General features: G+C 62.2%; 17 protein-coding genes. 7 read left to right on the top strand and 10 right to left on the bottom strand.

Annotated elements, in window-relative coordinates; genetic code table 11:
- Position 1 precedes the first annotated feature (1 nt).
- The 6 genes from pcaH to pcaR form a co-directional block, all read right to left on the bottom strand.
- A complete protein-coding gene (gene pcaH, locus QRN46_RS20040) occupies positions 2–706 on the bottom strand; it encodes a protocatechuate 3,4-dioxygenase subunit beta (protein WP_011332820.1) in 705 nt (234 codons plus the stop codon).
- Positions 707–742: 36 nt separating this feature from the next.
- Positions 743–1,948 (bottom strand): 3-oxoadipyl-CoA thiolase, encoded by a 1,206-nt coding sequence (gene pcaF / locus QRN46_RS20035; RefSeq protein ID WP_201816759.1) that lies wholly within the window; start codon positions 1,946–1,948, stop codon positions 743–745.
- Positions 1,945–2,724: a CoA-transferase subunit beta gene (locus tag QRN46_RS20030; RefSeq protein WP_221615148.1), complete on the bottom strand. Its 780-nt coding sequence runs from the start codon at positions 2,722–2,724 to the stop codon at positions 1,945–1,947. The genes pcaF and QRN46_RS20030 overlap by 4 nt, the downstream gene beginning before the upstream one ends.
- Entirely contained in the window at positions 2,724–3,581 is an 858-nt protein-coding gene (locus tag QRN46_RS20025) for a CoA transferase subunit A (protein WP_003222404.1), read from the bottom strand. Before QRN46_RS20025 ends, QRN46_RS20030 begins: the two co-directional genes overlap by 1 nt.
- Positions 3,582–3,776: 195 nt before the next feature.
- Positions 3,777–5,123: a 4-hydroxybenzoate transporter PcaK gene (gene pcaK, locus QRN46_RS20020; protein WP_011332817.1), complete on the bottom strand. Its 1,347-nt coding sequence runs from the start codon at positions 5,121–5,123 to the stop codon at positions 3,777–3,779.
- A 295-nt stretch (positions 5,124–5,418) separates the two neighbouring features.
- Complete coding sequence (gene pcaR, locus QRN46_RS20015) at positions 5,419–6,261, bottom strand: pca regulon transcriptional regulator PcaR (RefSeq protein ID WP_011332816.1); 843 nt, start codon at positions 6,259–6,261, stop codon at positions 5,419–5,421.
- Positions 6,262–6,903: 642 nt separating this feature from the next.
- Between pcaR and QRN46_RS20010 the strand changes: the two genes are divergently transcribed.
- Both QRN46_RS20010 and QRN46_RS20005 read left to right on the top strand, forming a co-directional pair.
- Positions 6,904–7,104, top strand: a complete 201-nt coding sequence (locus tag QRN46_RS20010) for a hypothetical protein (protein ID WP_007957826.1) — start codon at positions 6,904–6,906, stop codon at positions 7,102–7,104.
- A 375-nt stretch (positions 7,105–7,479) separates the two neighbouring features.
- Positions 7,480–8,955 (top strand): inorganic phosphate transporter, encoded by a 1,476-nt coding sequence (locus QRN46_RS20005; protein WP_011332813.1) that lies wholly within the window; start codon positions 7,480–7,482, stop codon positions 8,953–8,955.
- Positions 8,956–9,401: 446 nt separating this feature from the next.
- On the opposite strand, the gene ccoM is transcribed toward QRN46_RS20005, so the two are convergent.
- The gene (gene ccoM, locus QRN46_RS20000; RefSeq protein ID WP_007959205.1) at positions 9,402–9,518 is read right to left on the bottom strand and encodes a cytochrome c oxidase subunit CcoM; all 117 of its coding nucleotides are present in this window, start codon (positions 9,516–9,518) and stop codon (positions 9,402–9,404) included.
- A gap of 145 nt (positions 9,519–9,663) precedes the next feature.
- Positions 9,664–9,825 (bottom strand): hypothetical protein, encoded by a 162-nt coding sequence (locus tag QRN46_RS19995; protein WP_007959203.1) that lies wholly within the window; start codon positions 9,823–9,825, stop codon positions 9,664–9,666.
- A 185-nt stretch (positions 9,826–10,010) separates the two neighbouring features.
- On the opposite strand from QRN46_RS19995, the gene QRN46_RS19990 reads away from it, so the two are divergent.
- From QRN46_RS19990 to QRN46_RS19980, 3 genes are all read left to right on the top strand, one after another.
- Complete coding sequence (locus QRN46_RS19990; protein ID WP_285356737.1) at positions 10,011–10,877, top strand: LysR substrate-binding domain-containing protein; 867 nt, start codon at positions 10,011–10,013, stop codon at positions 10,875–10,877.
- Between the two features lie 88 nt (positions 10,878–10,965).
- Positions 10,966–11,436, top strand: coding sequence for a RidA family protein (locus QRN46_RS19985; protein WP_201816764.1), 471 nt, complete (start codon positions 10,966–10,968; stop codon positions 11,434–11,436).
- Positions 11,433–12,644 carry an aminotransferase class V-fold PLP-dependent enzyme gene (locus QRN46_RS19980; protein ID WP_201816766.1) on the top strand — a complete coding sequence of 404 codons (1,212 nt, stop codon included), beginning with the start codon at positions 11,433–11,435 and terminating at the stop codon, positions 12,642–12,644. The genes QRN46_RS19985 and QRN46_RS19980 overlap by 4 nt, the downstream gene beginning before the upstream one ends.
- On the opposite strand, the gene QRN46_RS19975 is transcribed toward QRN46_RS19980, so the two are convergent.
- Positions 12,614–12,955, bottom strand: coding sequence for a hypothetical protein (locus tag QRN46_RS19975; protein WP_007959194.1), 342 nt, complete (start codon positions 12,953–12,955; stop codon positions 12,614–12,616). The genes QRN46_RS19980 and QRN46_RS19975 overlap by 31 nt on opposite strands.
- Positions 12,956–13,198: 243 nt before the next feature.
- Here QRN46_RS19975 and rapA point away from each other — a divergent pair, with 243 nt between their 5' ends.
- Positions 13,199–16,045 (top strand): RNA polymerase-associated protein RapA, encoded by a 2,847-nt coding sequence (rapA, locus tag QRN46_RS19970; RefSeq protein WP_011332809.1) that lies wholly within the window; start codon positions 13,199–13,201, stop codon positions 16,043–16,045.
- 69 nt (positions 16,046–16,114) lie between these two features.
- On the opposite strand, the gene QRN46_RS19965 is transcribed toward rapA, so the two are convergent.
- Positions 16,115–17,464, bottom strand: a complete 1,350-nt coding sequence (locus tag QRN46_RS19965; RefSeq protein ID WP_011332808.1) for a spinster family MFS transporter — start codon at positions 17,462–17,464, stop codon at positions 16,115–16,117.
- 302 nt (positions 17,465–17,766) lie between these two features.
- Here QRN46_RS19965 and QRN46_RS19960 point away from each other — a divergent pair, with 302 nt between their 5' ends.
- Complete coding sequence (locus QRN46_RS19960) at positions 17,767–18,120, top strand: YkgJ family cysteine cluster protein (RefSeq protein WP_011332807.1); 354 nt, start codon at positions 17,767–17,769, stop codon at positions 18,118–18,120.
- Positions 18,121–18,172: the final 52 nt, after the last annotated feature.

Below are 18,172 nucleotides of genomic sequence, written 5' to 3'. Positions count from 1 at the left end.
CTCATTTCTCCATCGGCGTGGCTTCGCGGCCGCGCAGCACGATGTCCCAGCGATAAGCGAGGGCGTAGGACGGAATGGTTTTTTCCAGATCGAAAGCGGCGATCAGGCGTTCCTTGGCCGAGGTGTCCGGCACGCAGTTGTAGATTGGGTCGTAGGCCAGCAGCGGATCGCCCGGGAAATACATCTGCGTAACCAGACGGGTCAGGATGCTCGGCCCGAACAGCGAGAAATGCACATGCGCCGGGCGCCAGGCGTTGTGGTGGTTGCCCCACGGATAGGCGCCGGGCTTGATGGTCTGGAACTGATACCAGCCATCGGCGTCGGTCACGGTGCGACCGGTGCCGGTGAAATTCGGGTCCAGCGGTGCGTCGTGCAGGTCACGGGCGTGGTTGTAGCGACCGGCGGCGTTGGCCTGCCAGATCTCCACCAGAATCCCCGGCACCGGCAGACCGTCTTCGTCGAGCACACGCCCGTGAATGATGATCCGCTCGCCGAGCGGTTCACCCTGATGCTGGGCGGTCAGATCGTTGTCGGTATCGGCCACACGCTCGGCACCGATGGTCGGGCCGGTGATTTCCGACAGCGAATGCGGCAGGAACACCAACGGCTTGGACGGCGAGCGCAGATTGGTGGATTGATAGGTCGGGTGCAGGTACGGCGGCTGGGTGCCTTCCTGCGGGCGGCGGTAACCAGGCTTGTCAGTCATTTCGCTTTCCTCTGTTCTTTTTCGTCACGGCTTGCGTCAGACGCGTTCGATGGCCAGGGCCAGACCCTGGCCGACACCGACGCACATGGTCGCCAGACCTTTCTTGCCACCGGATTTTTCCAGCTGATGCAGCGCGGTCAGCACCAGTCGCGCACCGCTCATGCCCAACGGGTGGCCCAAGGCAATCGCGCCACCGTTCGGGTTGACCTGGGCCGCGTCGTCCGCCAGCCCCAACTCGCGTAATACCGCCAGACCCTGGCTGGCAAACGCTTCGTTGAGTTCGATCACATCGAAATCGCTGACCGCCACGCCGAGGCGTTCGGTGAGTTTGCGCACCGCCGGCACCGGGCCGATGCCCATCACCCGTGGCGCGACCCCGGCGCTGGCCATGCCCAGCACTTTGGCGCGGGCAGTCAAACCGTGTTTTTTCACCGCTTCCGCCGAGGCCAGAATCAGCGCGGCGGCACCGTCGTTGACGCCCGACGCGTTGCCGGCGGTGACGGTCTTGTCCGGGCCGTTGACCGGTTTCAGTTTGGTCAGGGCTTCAATAGTGGTGTCGGCACGAGGGTGTTCGTCCTGGCTGACCACGGTTTCGCCCTTCTTGTGGGCGATCCGCACTTCGACGATTTCCTCGGCGAAGTAGCCGGCAGCCTGGGCAGCGGCAGTACGTTGCTGACTGCGCAGGGCGAAAGCGTCCTGATCCTCGCGGGAAATTTCGTAATCGTCGGCAACATTGTCGGCGGTCTGCGGCATCGCGTCGACGCCGTACTGGGCCTTCATCAACGGGTTGATGAAACGCCAGCCGATGGTGGTGTCTTCCAGTTTCATGTTGCGCGAAAACGCCGCGTCGGCCTTGCCCATCACGAACGGTGCGCGGGACATCGACTCGACACCGCCGGCAATCGCCAGCTCCATTTCACCGCTGGCGATGGCGCGGAACGCGGTGCCGATGGCATCCATGCCCGACGCGCAGAGGCGATTGAGAGTGACGCCCGGCACGCTCTCCGGCAGACCGGCCAGCAGCAACGCCATGCGCGCCACGTTACGGTTGTCTTCGCCAGCCTGGTTGGCGCAGCCGAGGAATACCTCGTCGATGGCGCTCCAGTCCACCGACGGATTGCGTTCCATCAGGGCCTTGATCGGCACGGCGGCCAGGTCGTCGGCGCGAACCGCCGCCAGACCGCCACCAAAACGACCGATGGGGGTACGAATCGCATCGCAGATATAAACGTCGCGCATCATGCTTCTCCCGGTGCCTGGCCGTGGGCCGCTGCGGTGCGGGCTTCGAGATCACGCAGGGCGGTCAGCTCGACTTCGGTCGGTTCGGCGGTGGTGTCAACGTTGTCGGCAAAACGGATGGCCCAACCGGTGGCAGCGATCACTTGTTCACGGGTCACGCCCGGGTGCAGTGCGGTGACCACGAATTCGTGGGTGCCCTCTTCCGGCTCCATGATGCACAGGTCGGTGATGATCCCGACCGGGCCGGCACCCGGCAGGCCCAGACGTTTGCGCGAATCGCCGCCCTCGCCATGGCCGACCGAGGTGATGAAATCGAGTTTGTCGACAAACGAACGCGCCGACTGTTTAAGGATGATCAGCACGCTTTTGGCGGAACCGGCAATCTCCGGCGCGCCACCGGCACCCGGCAGGCGTACTTTCGGCTGATGATAGTCGCCGACCACGGTGGTGTTTATGTTGCCGAAACGGTCGACCTGGGCTGCGCCGAGGAAACCGACGTCGATGCGCCCGCCCTGCAGCCAGTAGCGAAAAATCTCACCGGTCGGCACGACGGTGTCAGCGGTTTCCGCCAGTTCGCCGTCACCGATCGACAGAGGCAATACGCTGGGTTTGGCGCCGATCGGGCCAGATTCGTAGATCAGCACCACGTCCGGCGACGAGGTCAGGCGCGCCAGGTTGGCGGCTTTCGACGGCAGGCCGATGCCGACGAAGCACACCGAGCCGTTCTGCAGGCGACGGGCCGCGGCAACGGTCATCATTTCGTTGGTGGTGTAAGTCATTACTTGGCCTCCGAAGCAGCGGCCAACTTGGCCTGGAACTCGCTGAAGTCAGCGCAGCCATGGATGTATTCGTTGATCCACGCGGTAAACGTCTCACGGTCGCGGGCGATCGGATCCCACGCCTGATAGAAGCGGTTGTCACGCTCGGTGTAACCGTGGGCGTAGGACGGATGCGCGCCACCGGGTACGTGGCAGACCGCGCTCAAGGCCCAGGTCGGCAGCACGCAGGCGTTCATCGGGGCGTTGAGGTTGTCGACGATTTCTTCGACGGTGACGATGCACCGCTTGGCAGCCAGTGCGGCTTCTTTCTGCACGCCGAGGATGCCCCACAGCAGCACGTTGCCCTGACGGTCGGCCTTCTGGGCGTGGATCACGGTCACGTCCGGGCGCACCGACGGCACCGCTGCCAGCACTTCACCGGTGAACGGGCAAGTCACGGACTTGATCAGCGGGTTGACCTTCGGCAGGTCGGAACCGGCGTAGGCCCGCAGTACCGCGAATGGCAGGCCTGAAGCGCCGGCGACGTAGGCGTTGGCCAGGTCGGCGTGGCTGTGTTCTTCGATTTCCAGCGCGTGCGGCCATTGCTTCTCGACCGCGTCGCGCAGACGGTGCAGCGAACCCACGCCAGGGTTGCCGCCCCAGGAGAAGATCAGCTTGCGTGCACAGCCGGCGCCGATCAGTTGGTCATAGATCAGGTCAGGCGTCATCCGCACCAGGGTCAGATCTTTCTTGCCCTGACGAATGATTTCATGACCTGCCGCCGTAGGGATCAGGTGAGTGAAGCCTTCGAGCGCGACGGTGTCGCCGTCGTTGACGAATTGCTTCACCGCGTCGTGCAGCGAAAGGATCTCAGCCATGGAGCGGGCTCCCGTTTTTGTAATGAATCGCCAGTGAATAAAAAGGCGCGAGGTTCTGCGCCGGAGTCACTGAAGATTAAGCCGCTGATTTTCGCCAAACAATCCGATAATCGACTGAGTGTTCGTTTATCGAACAGATTGTTATCTGCCTAATGATCACTCCCGCACCGCGTGCGGGAGTGATGGACGTGGATATCAGGTTGCGTCCGCGTGACTGACCAGGCCCTTGATCACCACCGCTGCCGTGGCCAGCCCGGCCGGGATCACCAACGCTGTCAGCACCTGTTCGAAATTCCAGCCCAGGCCCAACAGGGTTGCGCCCATCCACGCCCCGAGAATCGCGCCGAAGCGGCCGATCCCGAGCATCCACGAGACACCGGTCGCCCGGCCCTGCGTCGGATAAAACCGCGCTGCCAGCGACGGCATCGCCGATTGCGCGCCGTTGACACACATGCCCGCCACCAGCACCAACGTCGCCAGCAGCGTGATGTTGCCCAGACTCTGCCCCACCGCGTAGGCAAAAACCCCGGCCAGCAGGTAGAAAATGCCGATGACCTTGTGCGGATTGAAGCGGTCCATCGCCCAGCCCACGCCGACCGCACTCAACACCCCGCCGAACTGGAACAGCGCGCCGATAAACGCCGCCTGCTCCATGCTCGCGCCGCTGTCGCGCATCAGGGTCGGCAGCCAGCTGGTCAGCAGGTAAACAATCACCAGGCCCATGAAGTAGGTCAGCCACAGCAGCAACGTGCCGACGCTGTAGGTACCGGAGAAAATCACCGCGAACACGTTGCGCGCTTTGACGGTTTTCTGTTCCGGCACGCTGAAACTCGCGGCCTGAGCGACGATGGCAGGATCAATGGGTGCGAGAGTCTTGCGCACCTTGTCAGTGCCGCGATTGCGCACCACCAGATAGCGCGCCGATTCCGGCAGCCAGAGCAGCAATACCACGGTGAGGATCAGCGGCAGGATCCCGCCGATCAGCAACAGGCTGTGCCAGCCGAATGCCGGGATCAGCTTGGCCGAGATGAATCCACCGCCGGCCATGCCCAGGTTGAAGCCGCAGAACATGCTGGTCACCAGCAATGACTTCTTGCGCTCCGGGGTGTATTCCGACAACAGCGTGGTGGCGTTCGGCATGCCGGCGCCCAGTCCCAGACCAGTGAGGAAACGCAGCACCAGCAACTGATCGACATTGGTGGCGTAGGCCGACGCCAGGCTGAAAGCACCGAACAGGAAAACCGCGCCGACCAGTACGACTTTTCGCCCGAAGCGGTCAGCCAGCGGCCCGGAGCCCAGCGCACCGAAGACCATGCCGATCAGCGCGGCACTCATCACCGGGCCGAGGCTGGCGCGGTCGATGCCCCAGTCCTGGGACAGGGCTGGCGCGATAAAACCCATGGCCGCAGTGTCGAGGCCATCGAGGAACACAATCAGAAAACACAGGATCACCACGCGCCACTGATAGCGCGAGATCGGTTGAGCGTTGATGAAGGACTGCACGTCGAGGCAGTGACCTACAGCGGACTGAGGCTGGTTCATTATTTTTATTCCACGCAAGAAAACGCAGTCGAACGGCGGCCGGCCAGAGAGCGGCACGGTCACAACTATATAAGGAAGAAATCAGGCGTTGCGCTAATACCGGCAACAGGAACGGGAGCGGCGACAGTCGGGGAACGTGCGCATGGGAAGTTGCCTCTTGTCATTATTATGGGAGTCGACGATCCGGCGGGCTCATTCACATTCGCGCCGGATGACGCTGCCGCGACATTAATGATCCGGGGGTTTTAGCGTCAATTCGATAAACGCAACTCTGTGCGTTTATCGAACAGCTTCATCAGGCAAACAATTGCGCACTGAGGTCGCGGCTGGCGCTCAACAGACCGGGCAAAAAGCGCTGCTCCAGCTCGGTGCGGCTGACGCGACCGGCGTGGGTGCTGACGTTGAGCGCCGCCACCACCTGGCCGGAAGCGTCGTACACCGGCACAGCAATCGAGCGCAGACCCTGTTCCAGTTCCTGATCGACGATGCACCAGCCCTGCTGCCGGACTTCCTGCAGACATTCGAGCAAGGCGTCTGCGGTGTGAATGGTGCGGCTGGTCTTGGCCACCAGTTCGGCGTGGTCGAGGTATTCGCGCAGCGAGGTGTCGTCCAGCGCCGCCAGCAGAATCCGCCCCATGGACGTGCAGTACGCCGGCAAACGCCCGCCCACCGAGAGGTCCACCGAAATCAGACGCTGAGTGGTCGCCGAACGGGCGATGTAGAGAATGTCGTCGCCTTCCAGCGTGGCCATGTTGCAGGCCTCGTGCAGTTGCTCGCTCATGCGGTCGAGGTACGGCTGGGCCGAGACCGCCAGCGGCGTCGACGACAGATAGGCGTGACCGAGGGTCAGCACTTTGGGCAGAAGCGAATAAGTGCGCCCGTCGGTGGTGGCGTAGCCGAGTTTGATCAGTGTGTGCAGGCAACGGCGCACGGCGGCGCGGGGAATTTCCGTGCGGTGGCTGATCTGGGCGATGGTCAGGTGGCGCTTGCGCTCCTGAAACGCCTGCACCACCGCCAGGCCACGGGCCAGGGAGGTCATGAAATCCGGATCACCAGTCAGGGCCTGGATACGCTTGGCCGGCGAAGCGACGATCGGCGGCGCTACCGAGGTGAAGGAATTGCGCATTTGATCGTTCATGTCAGGTCCTTTTTTTCTTGTTCGGATCAACGGCTATACAAGCGGCTCGCTGGCGGATACACAAGTGACAGACCGCCAACACCGGGCGATTATCGAACCGTCGACCGATAATCGCAATCACCCTGGCCTCCTCGGCCAGGCTGTGCAGAGCGGATTTGAACTTGGAACGTCTGGACGATTTAAGCGCCTTAGTTGTTCGACTAAATGGCGCCAGAAACCAAACACTGGGCAACAACGATGCAACTATTGCCGGAAGTTGCACGTCACAAAACAATCACACATCCGGAACCGTTTTTAACTTGGCAAAGATAGTCAATCCCGATTCGGCCGCTATAATGCACCTCAGTGACACCGCGCTTTTATTTGCCGACGGTGCCACCCGCCGGCGCGATGTCCATCGCCGCCGGCCCCGGCCAGCGCCTGATGCGCATTACTCATGCACCGCCAGCGCGCTCGCTGAAACAGGAAACTGATGCTGCGTCAGTTTTAATCTGGTGCCGTAGCCGCCTGCAACATGGAAGTCCTGACCGTCTTCCCGACAACACCGCTGCCTGTCCGGGCGAGCGTTTGTCGATGAATCGGTTAAATGATTCGTTGCAGTGCGTTCACCAGACATTTATCTCAACTCATACAGGTAGCACTGTGACGAAAGACGAACTGCGCGCGGAACTTGAGCGCCAGGAACAACGTTACAAGGAAGTTTACGGCGGGGAAGTCACCACCTACGCCGCTCAGCCCGAACCAGAACGCAAAGCCTGGCGAAAACGCCCTACCGTTCAGGATCAGGTCTTCCAGCAAGAACTGAAAAAAATGGAAGAGGAACTCAAAGCCGAAGAGCCTTGAAACCTTCCTTTGAGACTTTCGAGGGTAAGCGTACTCACCGGGCTACAAGCACGGTGGACTGACGATGCCTTGCGCGCCCGCTACCCGCGGGCAGCGGCAAACTCCCCTGTATTGCACAGGTCTGGAGCATGTCAGACGCGTTTCTCAGATATTTCATACAAGTTTCAGCCCCCTCCCGACAACCGGCCAATCCGCCGGCGTATCGCATTTTTATCAATAGAATCAATACCTTGCAAAACCCTGCAAAAAGCTTGGGTAATGCACCTTGATACAAATTAATTTGGCGAAGAAGCTTACCGATGAGCAGGTAGGGGATCGATTTCCAGTCTTTTCTGGCATAATCGCGCCCCCTTATGACCGGGTCAGAAAACCTTCATGATCGATTTATTCAGCGGACTGGATGCCTGGGTGCTTGTGAGCCTCCTGCTCGCCCTGACATTTGTCCTCGCCTTCGAGTTCATCAATGGATTTCATGACACCGCTAACGCGGTAGCCACTGTTATCTACACCAAAGCGATGCCGCCTCACCTGGCGGTGTTCTTCTCGGGCGTGTTCAACTTCCTCGGCGTACTGCTGGGCGGCGTTGGCGTGGCGTATGCCATCGTGCACCTGCTGCCGGTAGAACTGTTGATCAACGTAAACACCGGCCATGGTCTGGCGATGGTGTTCTCGCTGCTCGCCGCCGCGATTGCCTGGAACCTGGGCACCTGGTACTTCGGTATCCCGGCCTCCAGTTCGCACACGTTGATCGGTTCGATCCTCGGTGTCGGCCTGGCCAACGCCCTGATCAACGAAATTCCACTGGCTGACGGCGTCAACTGGCAGAAAGCGATCGACATCGGCGCCTCGCTGGTGTTCTCGCCGATGGCCGGCTTCCTGATCGCCGCGCTGGTGCTGATCGGCCTGAAATGGTGGCGCCCGCTGTCGAAGATGCACAAGACGCCGGAACAGCGCCGCAAGATCGACGACAAGAAGCACCCACCGTTCTGGAACCGCCTGGTCCTGGTGATCTCGGCAATGGCCGTGAGCTTCGTGCACGGCTCCAACGACGGCCAGAAAGGTATCGGCCTGATCATGCTGGTACTGATCGGTATCGTGCCTGCGCAGTTCGTACTCGACCTGAACAGCACTACCTACCAGATCGAACGCACTCGCGACGCGACCCTGCACCTGAGCCAGTTCTACAAGCGCAACGCCGATACCCTGGGCGAATTCCTGGCCCTGGGCAAAAGCGTGGAAGGCGACCTGCCGGAGAAATTCCGTTGCAACCCGCAACAGACCGAACCGACCATCGCCGCCCTGCTCGACACGCTCAAAGGTGTAGCTGACTACCACTCGCTGTCCGCTGAAAGCCGCATCGAAGTGCGTCGCTACCTGCTCTGCCTGGACGACACCGCGAAGAAAGTCAGCAAACTGCCAGGCCTCGCCGCTCGTGAAAAAGCCGACCTGGACAAACTGCGCAAAGACCTGACCACCACCACCGAATACGCCCCGTTCTGGGTGATTCTGGCGGTAGCGCTGGCCCTGGGCCTGGGCACCATGGTCGGCTGGAAACGCGTGGTACTGACCATCGGTGAGAAGATCGGCAAACAAGGCATGACCTATTCCCAAGGCATGTCGGCCCAGATCACCACCGCCAGCCTGATCGGCATGGCCAACATCTTCAGCCTGCCGGTGTCCACCACCCACGTCCTCTCCTCGGGCGTGGCCGGCACCATGGTCGCCAACAAAAGCGGCCTGCAAGGCGGCACGGTGAAAACCATCCTGCTGGCCTGGGTCCTGACCCTGCCAGCCACCGTGGCGCTGTCGGCCGGCCTGTTCTGGCTGGCGTCGAAGGCGCTGGGTAGCTGATAGACCGCTGAAATGAAAAAGGCGTGATTCGAAAGGATCACGCCTTTTTTGTTGCTTCCAGAGATGCGACGCGGAGCGTCCCGGGCTGCATTCCCACGCGGAGCGTGGGAACGATCAAAGCAAAGCAGTCCGCCTTCCGCTCCTCACCACTCAACACGATGAGCGTTAGCTCGAGTAATGCTTTTGACGTGCCGGCCCCATCGGAACGAAGGAACGCCGAGCCAAAGCGAGGTGCCGAACGCCGGGGCCCAGACCTTTGGTTCCTTTGGGGCGTTTGCCAAAGGGACTCGCCGTAAGGGCGAAACCGTCAGCGGCAACACCCGCAGAAACGGATATTCACCCCAAACAACCCAAAGCATGGTCGGCCCAAAGGCCGCCAAGAAGACAAAAAAAAGGGCAACCGAAGTTGCCCAAAATGCCTTGCGTGCTCATCAAACCCGGAAGAATCAAGGCTTCTTGCGCTTGTTCGCATCCTTCCAGATAAAAAATCCAAACCCTGCAAAAAACAGAACCATCAGGCCCACAGTCAGGACCCCGGCAAACACCACGTTATCGAAAAACATGACTGGCCTCCTGGCCCCTGCTCTGCTGCGATGGAACTAAGTTAACCAATCAGGCAGGCGCAGGAATTGACCGGGATCAATGCCGCTCACCATGGGGAGGAAAGGAGGGGAAATAACTGACCTGCATCAACGGATGCAGAGGAGATCAACGCTTTTTCGGTTTGTTTTTCGGCTTTTTCTTCGGTTTACCCAAAGGCATGGCCTGTTCGAAAGCCTGGCGTACTTCGTTCAGGCGCTTCTCGTTGAGGTCATGCACCCGCTTGGCGCGTTCGGTGTTGAGGTCAATCAGCTTGTCGTCTTGGCTCATGGCGTTCGGTGCATCGCTTGGACTGAATCACAACTGCCGGATCTCCGACAGGACTGCGCCAATAATGCGGCCTGACGCAGGCGCTGACCAGCCACTGACCTGAACGCTCTACAACAATTCATGTACCGCCCACCGGATTTGCCCGCACAATCGGCACCTCGCCATGAACCCGAAGGATCTGCGCCGTGCCCCTGCATCAGGATCTGCCACCGCTGATGGCCTTGCGCGCCTTTGAGGCCGTGGCCCGCCATTTGAGCTTCATCAAGGCTGCCGCTGAGCTGTCGGTGACCCAAAGCGCGATCAGCCATCAGGTGCACAAACTCGAAGAGTTCCTCGATCAGCGACTGTTCGTGCGCCGCACCCGGGCGATCGATCTGACACCCGCCGGCGAACACTACTACCGGCAGATCGAACCCGCCCTCGCCGCGATTGCCGCCGCCACCCACGACCTGCGCGGCGAACGCCCCGCCACCCTGCGCATCGGCCTGCTCGCCTCTTTCGCCACTTTATGGCTGGCACCGCGCCTGGCGGATTTCAACGCGAACTACCCGAACATCCACGTCGAACTGCTGCCCGCCGTGCAACTGGCCGATGTCGACGCCGGCGAGGTGGATCTGGCGATCCGCTACGGCAAGGGCGGCTGGCCGAAAGTCCAGGCCCGCCGGTTCATGGGCGAAACCCTGATGCCGGTATGCAGCCCGGCCTTCAAGGCCAAAAGCGTGAGCAACGGACCGTTGCTGATGGCCAAATCGCACCAGCCGTTCGAATGGATCGACTGGCAGCAACACAGCAGCATCGATCTGGCTCATGTGCCCAGCGTCATGCTCCACGACTACAACATCGTCGTCGAAGCTGCCGTCGCCAGTCAGGGCATTGCCATGGGCCGTCAACGAATGATCGAACGGCGGATCAAGGACGGCGCGTTGGTGCCAGCCTTCGACACGCCGCCGATGCTCGGCGAGATCGGTTATTGGCTGGTCACCCCGCAACGCCCGCTCACGTCGCCAGCGCAATGTTTCTGCCAATGGTTGGAGGACACCGCGAACGCATGAGTTTTTTGGATGCGTCGGATTAAATCTATCCGTTTGTCGCCCTACGCTCGCGCCAACATGCTGAAGCCCTCACTCAGGAGGACTTCCCATGACCAATTCCCTCAGCCAACGTGTGCAACAACTCGGTCTGCGCCTGCCCGAACCGAGCCAGCCGATCGCCAATTACGTCAACCATGTGCTCAGCCAGAATCAGTTGTTCATCTCCGGGCAGATTCCATTGCTCGACGGCAAACCTGCGTTCATCGGGCGACTGGGCGAAGCGATTTCCGACGAGGAAGGAGTTAAAGCCGCTGAACTGGCTGCCTTGGGCCTGCTCGCCCAGTTGAGCCACGCACTGGGCGATGACCTGTCGAAACTGGTGCGTATCCTGCGCCTCGGGGTGTTCGTGGCCGCCACACCGGACTTCAAGGCTCAGGGCGCCGTCGCCAACGGCGCTTCGAACCTGCTGGTCAACGCCCTCGGCGACAAGGGCCGACACGTGCGCACCGCGGTCGGCGTGGCGAGCCTGCCAGCCGGCGTCGCGGTGGAAATCGACGCGATCTTCGAGCTCAAGCCGTGAACATCGATGACCTCTCGCGCCTGCGCGCAGCCACACCCGGCTGCGCTCAGGTGGTCCACTTCAACCACGCCGGCGCCTCGCTGCCTAGCCAGGCCACCCTCGATGCAGTGATCGAACAGTTGCAACGCGAAGCCCTCGGCGGGCCGATGGAAGCGGCAGACAACCGGGTACAGGAACGCGCGCGCAACGCGGCCGCCGCCCTGCTCAACGCCCAGCCCGAAGACATCGCCTTCGCCAGCAGCGGCTCGGCAGCCTGGAGCCAGGCGTTCAACGCGCTGGGGCCGTGGCAGCCCGGCGAACGGATTCTGGTGGGGCGTCATGAATGGGCCGGCAATCTGGCGTGCATGGCCGAAGCGGTGAAGGCCGGCGCGCGGCTCGAAGTGATTCCTTGTGACGCCCACGGGGCAGTCGACCCGCAAGCCCTGGCGCAGATGATCGACGGCCAGGTCCGCCTGATCGCCCTGACCTGGCTGCCGGCCAACGGTGGTCTGATCAACCCCGCCGCGCAGATCGGCAGCGTGGCGCGGCGTCACGGCATCCCTTATTTCATCGATGCCGGTCAGGCGCTGGGGCAGTTGCCTTGCGATGTTCAAGACTTGCAGTGCGACGTGCTCAAGGGTGCCGGACGCAAGTTCCTGCGCGGGCCGCGCGGCACGGCGTTGATGTACATCCGGGCGCAATTTCTGCAACGGCTGCTCCCCGTGCAGCGCGATGTTTTGTCGGCGCCGTGGGACGGCAAGCGATTCACTCTGCGTGATGACGCGCGCCGCTTTGAAACCAGTGAAGTGTCGCTGGCGCTGCTGGCCGGGCTGGCCAATGCGCTGGAGGAGCACAATCGCCTCGGCGCGTTCGCGATCCGCCAACGCATCGCACACCTGAGCAATGGACTGCGGCAACGCCTGAAGGCGATTCCCGGCCTGACGCTGCGGAATCTTGGCGCGGCCAATCAACAATCCGGGCTGATCGCCTTCACGCTCGAAGGCTGGGACAGCGTGGCGCTGAAGCAGACGCTGGCCGAACGGCGAATCAACATCGGCGCCAATGGCGTGGCCTACACGCCGCTGGACATGCAGGCGCGCGGGCTGACGAATATTGCGCGGGTGGCGTTGAGCTACTTGAACACAGAAGAAGAGATCGACGTGCTGCTGGAAAACCTGACGGAACTGGCCGCCCGGCCTCAGATCTCGATATCGACCCAAAGCCCCTGACGCGGCTGATCTTCCATCAACGGCGCCACCGGTACGGTGTTGTCGGCATTCAGTTCGGTGCCGGGCACGGCGAGGTGCGCTTCGGGGTCGTCGTCGGCTTCGCGGCGCCGGCGATCGCGTTCCTGCTGACGGCGCTGCTCTTCGCGCAGCAGATAGCCGTCCTCTTCCGGATCGCGCTTTTGCAGGTCGATGGTGCTTTCGTTGGAGCTTTCCTGCACCGGCACCACAGGGGGAATATCCGGTCGCTGGCGGATCGGATCCTGTTGGGAGGTGATCGGCACGGCGCTCAGGGGGAGCATCGGTGGCAGCATATGAAGGGTCTCCTGTCAGCAGGTTATCGGCGGCGCCAGGGGTGCCTTGAGCCATCGGTCGCAAACTTGTGACCGGTTTGGCACTCAAGGGTGCCGCAACATCCCGCAAAACCGATGCATGACCTAATCTTCCCTGCAATTGGCCGATTGCGGTTAAAAGCCGGGCCGAGGCTCCTTATCCTTTGGCCTCGGGCCCTCATTCCGTTAAGATAGCCCGCTTTTTCAAGGTGGGAGTCAGGCAGCATGGCGCAGCAGTATCAACCGGGGCAACGCTGGATCAGTGACAGCGAAGCAGAGCTTGGTTTAGGCACCGTTCTGGCACAGGACGGCCGCTTGTTGACCGTGCTTTACCCGGCCACTGGCGAGACTCGCCAGTACGCGCTACGGAATGCGCCCCTCACCCGCGTGCGGTTTTCGCCCGGCGATTCGATCACGCACTTCGAAGGCTGGAAGATGACCGTCCAGCAAGTCGACGACGTCGACGGCCTGATGGTCTACCACGGCCTCAACGCGCAGAACGAAGCGGTCACCCTGCCGGAAACCCAACTGTCGAACTTCATTCAGTTCCGTCTGGCCAGCGACCGTCTGTTCGCCGGCCAGATCGACCCGCTGGCGTGGTTCTCCCTGCGTTATCACACCCTGGAACACACCAGCCGCCAGTTGCAGTCCGCGCTCTGGGGCCTGGGTGGCGTACGCGCCCAACCGATCGCCCACCAGTTGCACATTGCCCGTGAAGTCGCCGACCGCATCGCGCCGCGCGTATTGCTGGCGGACGAAGTGGGTCTGGGCAAGACCATCGAAGCCGGTCTGGTGATCCATCGTCAGTTGCTGTCGGGCCGCGCCAACCGCGTACTGATCCTGGTGCCGGAAAACCTCCAGCACCAATGGCTGGTGGAAATGCGCCGCCGCTTCAACCTGCAGGTCGCGCTGTTCGACGAAGAACGTTTCATCGAAAGCGATGCCACCAACCCGTTCGAAGACACCCAGCTGGCCCTGGTGGCGCTGGAGTGGCTGGTCGACGACGAAAAGGCGCAAGACGCGTTGTTCGCTGCCGGTTGGGACCTGATGGTGGTCGACGAAGCCCACCACCTGGTGTGGCACGAAGACAAAGTCAGCCCGGAATACTCGCTGGTCGAACAGCTGGCCGAGGTCATTCCCGGCGTGCTGCTGCTCACCGCCACCCCGGAACAACTCGGTCAGGACAGCCACTTCGCCCGTCTGCGCCTGCTCGACCCGAACCGTTTCCATGACCTGGCCGCCTTCCGTGCCGAGAGCGAAAACTATCGCCCGGTGGCCGAAGCCGTTCAGGAGCTGCTGGACAAGGGTCGCCTGTCGCCGGCCGCGCACAAGACCATCCACGGTTTCCTCGGCAACGAAGGTGAAGCCCTGCTCACCGCCGTCAACGATGGCGACACCGAAGCCAGCGCCCGCCTCGTGCGTGAACTGCTCGACCGCCACGGCACCGGCCGCGTGCTGTTCCGTAACACCCGCGCCGCCGTGCAGGGTTTCCCGGAGCGCAAACTGCACCCGTACCCGCTGCCGTGCCCGGACGAATACCTCGAACTGCCGCTGGGCGAGCACGCCGAGCTGTACCCGGAAGTCAGCTTCCAGGCCCAGCCGGACGCCAGCGAAGAAGAACGCTGGTGGAAATTCGACCCGCGCGTCGAGTGGCTGATCGACCAGTTGAAAATGCTCAAGCGCACCAAAGTGCTGGTGATCTGCGCCCACGCCGAAACCGCGATGGACCTGGAAGACGCCCTGCGCGTGCGCTCCGGGATCCCGGCCACGGTGTTCCACGAAGGCATGAACATCCTCGAGCGTGACCGCGCCGCCGCCTACTTCGCCGACGAAGAGTTCGGCGCGCAGGTGTTGATCTGCTCGGAAATCGGCAGTGAAGGTCGCAACTTCCAGTTCGCCCACCACTTGGTGCTGTTCGACCTGCCGTCGCACCCGGACCTGCTGGAGCAGCGGATCGGTCGTCTCGACCGGATCGGCCAGAAGCACATCATCGAACTGCACGTGCCGTACCTGGAAACCAGCCCGCAAGAGCGCCTGTTCCAGTGGTACCACGAAGCCCTGAACGCGTTCCTCAACACCTGCCCGACCGGCAACGCCTTGCAGCATCAGTTCGGCCCGCGCCTGCTGCCGTTGCTCGAAGAGGCCGACGACGGCGAATGGCAAGCGCTGATCGACGAGGCGCGCACCGAGCGCGAGCGTCTGGAAGCCGAGCTGCACACCGGTCGCGACCGCCTGCTGGAACTCAACTCCGGCGGCGCCGGCGAAGGTGAGGCGCTGGTCGAGGCCATCCTCGAGCAGGACGACCAGTTCGCCCTGCCGATCTACATGGAAACCCTGTTCGACGCCTTCGGCATCGACAGCGAAGACCATTCGGAAAACGCCCTGATCCTCAAGCCGAGCGAGAAGATGCTCGACGCCAGCTTCCCGCTGGGCGACGACGAAGGCGTGACCATCACCTACGACCGTAACCAGGCGCTGTCGCGCGAAGACATGCAGTTCATCACCTGGGAACACCCGATGGTGCAGGGCGGCATGGATCTGGTGCTGTCCGGTTCGATGGGCAACACCGCCGTCGCGCTGATCAAGAACAAGGCGCTCAAGCCGGGCACCGTGCTGCTGGAACTGCTCTACGTCAGCGAAGTGGTTGCCCCGCGTTCGCTGCAACTGGGCCGTTACCTGCCGCCGGCCGCCCTGCGCTGCCTGCTCGATGCCAACGGCAACGACCTGTCGTCGCGCGTGGCGTTCGAAACCCTCAACGATCAACTGGAAAGCGTGCCGCGCGCCAGCGCCAACAAGTTCATCCAGGCCCAGCGCGATCAGCTGACGCCACGGATCAACGCCGGTGAAGACAAGGTCACCCCGCGCCACGCCGAGCGCGTGGCCGAGGCCCGCCGCCGTCTGGCAGCCGACACCGACGAAGAACTGGCACGCCTGACCGCGTTGCAGGCGGTCAACCCGACCGTGCGCGACAGCGAACTGGACGCTCTGCGCAAGCAGCGTGAACAAGGTCTGGCAATGCTCGACAAGGCAGCGCTGCGACTGGAAGCGATCCGGGTGCTGGTGGCGGGTTAAACCGCCCTGCTCCATCGCCAAAAACGAAAAGGCCCGCAGCGATGCGGGCCTTTTTGTTTGCCTCTCCGATCAAGCGGTAACGGCCTGATTCTGCGGCTCAACCACTGCCACCAGCCCCTCCTTCATCCGCTTCGCATCCCGCACAAAGCAGCGCGAGGCGAGGAACAGGAACACCATGGTCAGGAACAACGCCACCGGAATCAGGTACATCGCATCATGCAGGCCGACGGCCTTGAAGGCTTCGGTCATCTGCTCGGCGCCCGCCGCAACCATCGCCGACTTGGCGAAGTGATCCGACAAGCCGCCGACCACCACCGGACCCAGCCCGCCGCCGAGCAAATACAAGCCGGCAAAGAACAGCGCCATCGCCGTAGCCCGCAGGCGCGGCTCGACCACGTCCTGAATCGCCGTGTACACGCAGGTGTAGAAGTTGTAGGCGAACAGCCAGCCCACACTGAACACCGCGACAAACACCCCGATCTCGATACGCCCGGCATGCAGCGCCCACGCCGTGCACAGGGTCGAGATGATCAGGCTGAACGCGGCAAACAGCAGTCGCCCGTTGGCCACCCGCTGGTGAATCTTGTCGGCGATCCAGCCGCCGAGGGTCAGGCCGATCAACCCGGTCACACCGACGATTACCCCGGTCGCCACCGCCGCTTCCTGCAACGGCATCAGGAAATAACGCTGGAGCATCGGCACCAGGAACGAGTTGCAGGCGTAGGTCGCGAAGTTGAAGCACAGCCCGGCCATCACCAGCCACAGGAAGGTCGGAATGGCGAGGACCCGACGAATCGGCCTGTCGACTTTCTCCTGGGACACCTGTACGGTTTCCGCCGCGCCACGCTTGGGTTCCTTGATGAAAAACATGAACACCGCCAGCACCAGCCCCGGCACGGCGGCGATGAAAAACGGTGCGCGCCAGCTGTCGAATGCCTTGACCATCCAGCCGATGGTGAAGAAGGCCAGCAGCAGTCCCAGCGGCAGGCCGAGCATGAAGATGCCCATGGCCCGGGCCCGGCGATGGGCCGGGAACAGGTCGCCGATCAGCGAGTTGGCGGCGGGCGCGTAACTGGCTTCACCGATGCCGATGCCCATGCGCACCAGCAGAAAACTCCAGAAACTGCCGACCAGACCGTTCACGGCAGTGAGCGCGCTCCAGGTCGCCAGGCCCCAACCCATCAGTTTGCTGCGCGAACCGGTGTCGGCCATTCGGCCCAGTGGTAGCCCGGCAATCGCGTAGACCAGAGTGAACGCAGTGCCGACAATCCCCAGCTGAAAGTCGCTGAGGTGCCATTCCATGCGGATCGGCTCGATGATGATCGCCGGGATGGTGCGGTCGAAGAAGTTGAACAGGTTGGCAAGGAACAGCAGGAACAGAATGCGCCAGGCATTCGCCGCTTGGGTCGAGTTCTGCATGGGTCCGTCTCTTTATTGTTATGAGGGCTTCACTGCCAACGCATCCGAGCCCGGAACCTGCAATCTAGTCACGCTCGTCGGGGCTGTCTGTGATCATTCGCAAGCCTGATGACGGGCCATGGCCGTGTAACGAAACGTAAGCCCTTGAAATGCTTCGAATCCCCCGAAAACCGGGGGTTTTGCGGAAAAATCCGGCAATGAAAAAATACTTTCACGCCCCCCTTCCCAACGCCGTGGCGAAGCCTAGAATGGCCGCCGGATCCGTCCGGTTCCTGCCGATCAACCCCTTTGATATCCCGCCCATGTCCGAAGCCAGTCCGTGTCTGAATTGCGGTGCCTGCTGTTCCCATTTTCGTGTGTCATTTTTCTGGGGTGAATGCGCATCCTCCGGCGGGACTGTGCCCGATGAACTGGTCACCCAGATCACGCCCAGCCGGGTCGCGATGATCGGCACCGACCGCAAGGCGCCGCGCTGCACCGCGCTGGAGGGCGAAGTCGGAAAAGCGGTGGCCTGCACGATCTACGACAAGCGTTCCAGCCCCTGCCGCGAGTTCGAAGCGTCTTGGGAAAACGGCGAACAGAACACCGACTGCGACAAGGCCCGCGCCCGCTTCGGCCTGCCACCGCTGCAACCGCACTGGAACGAAGTCGCCTGAGTTCAGGCCTGTGCACGCTTAGCGCCATTCGCTATGAGGCTAATGCCGAAAT

The sequence above is a fragment of the Pseudomonas sp. lyk4-R2A-10 genome, assembly GCF_030209075.1.
Taxonomy (GTDB): domain Bacteria; phylum Pseudomonadota; class Gammaproteobacteria; order Pseudomonadales; family Pseudomonadaceae; genus Aquipseudomonas; species Aquipseudomonas glycinae.
Note: the sequence above shows the minus strand (reverse complement) of the source record. Positions and strands in the feature narration are given on the sequence as shown.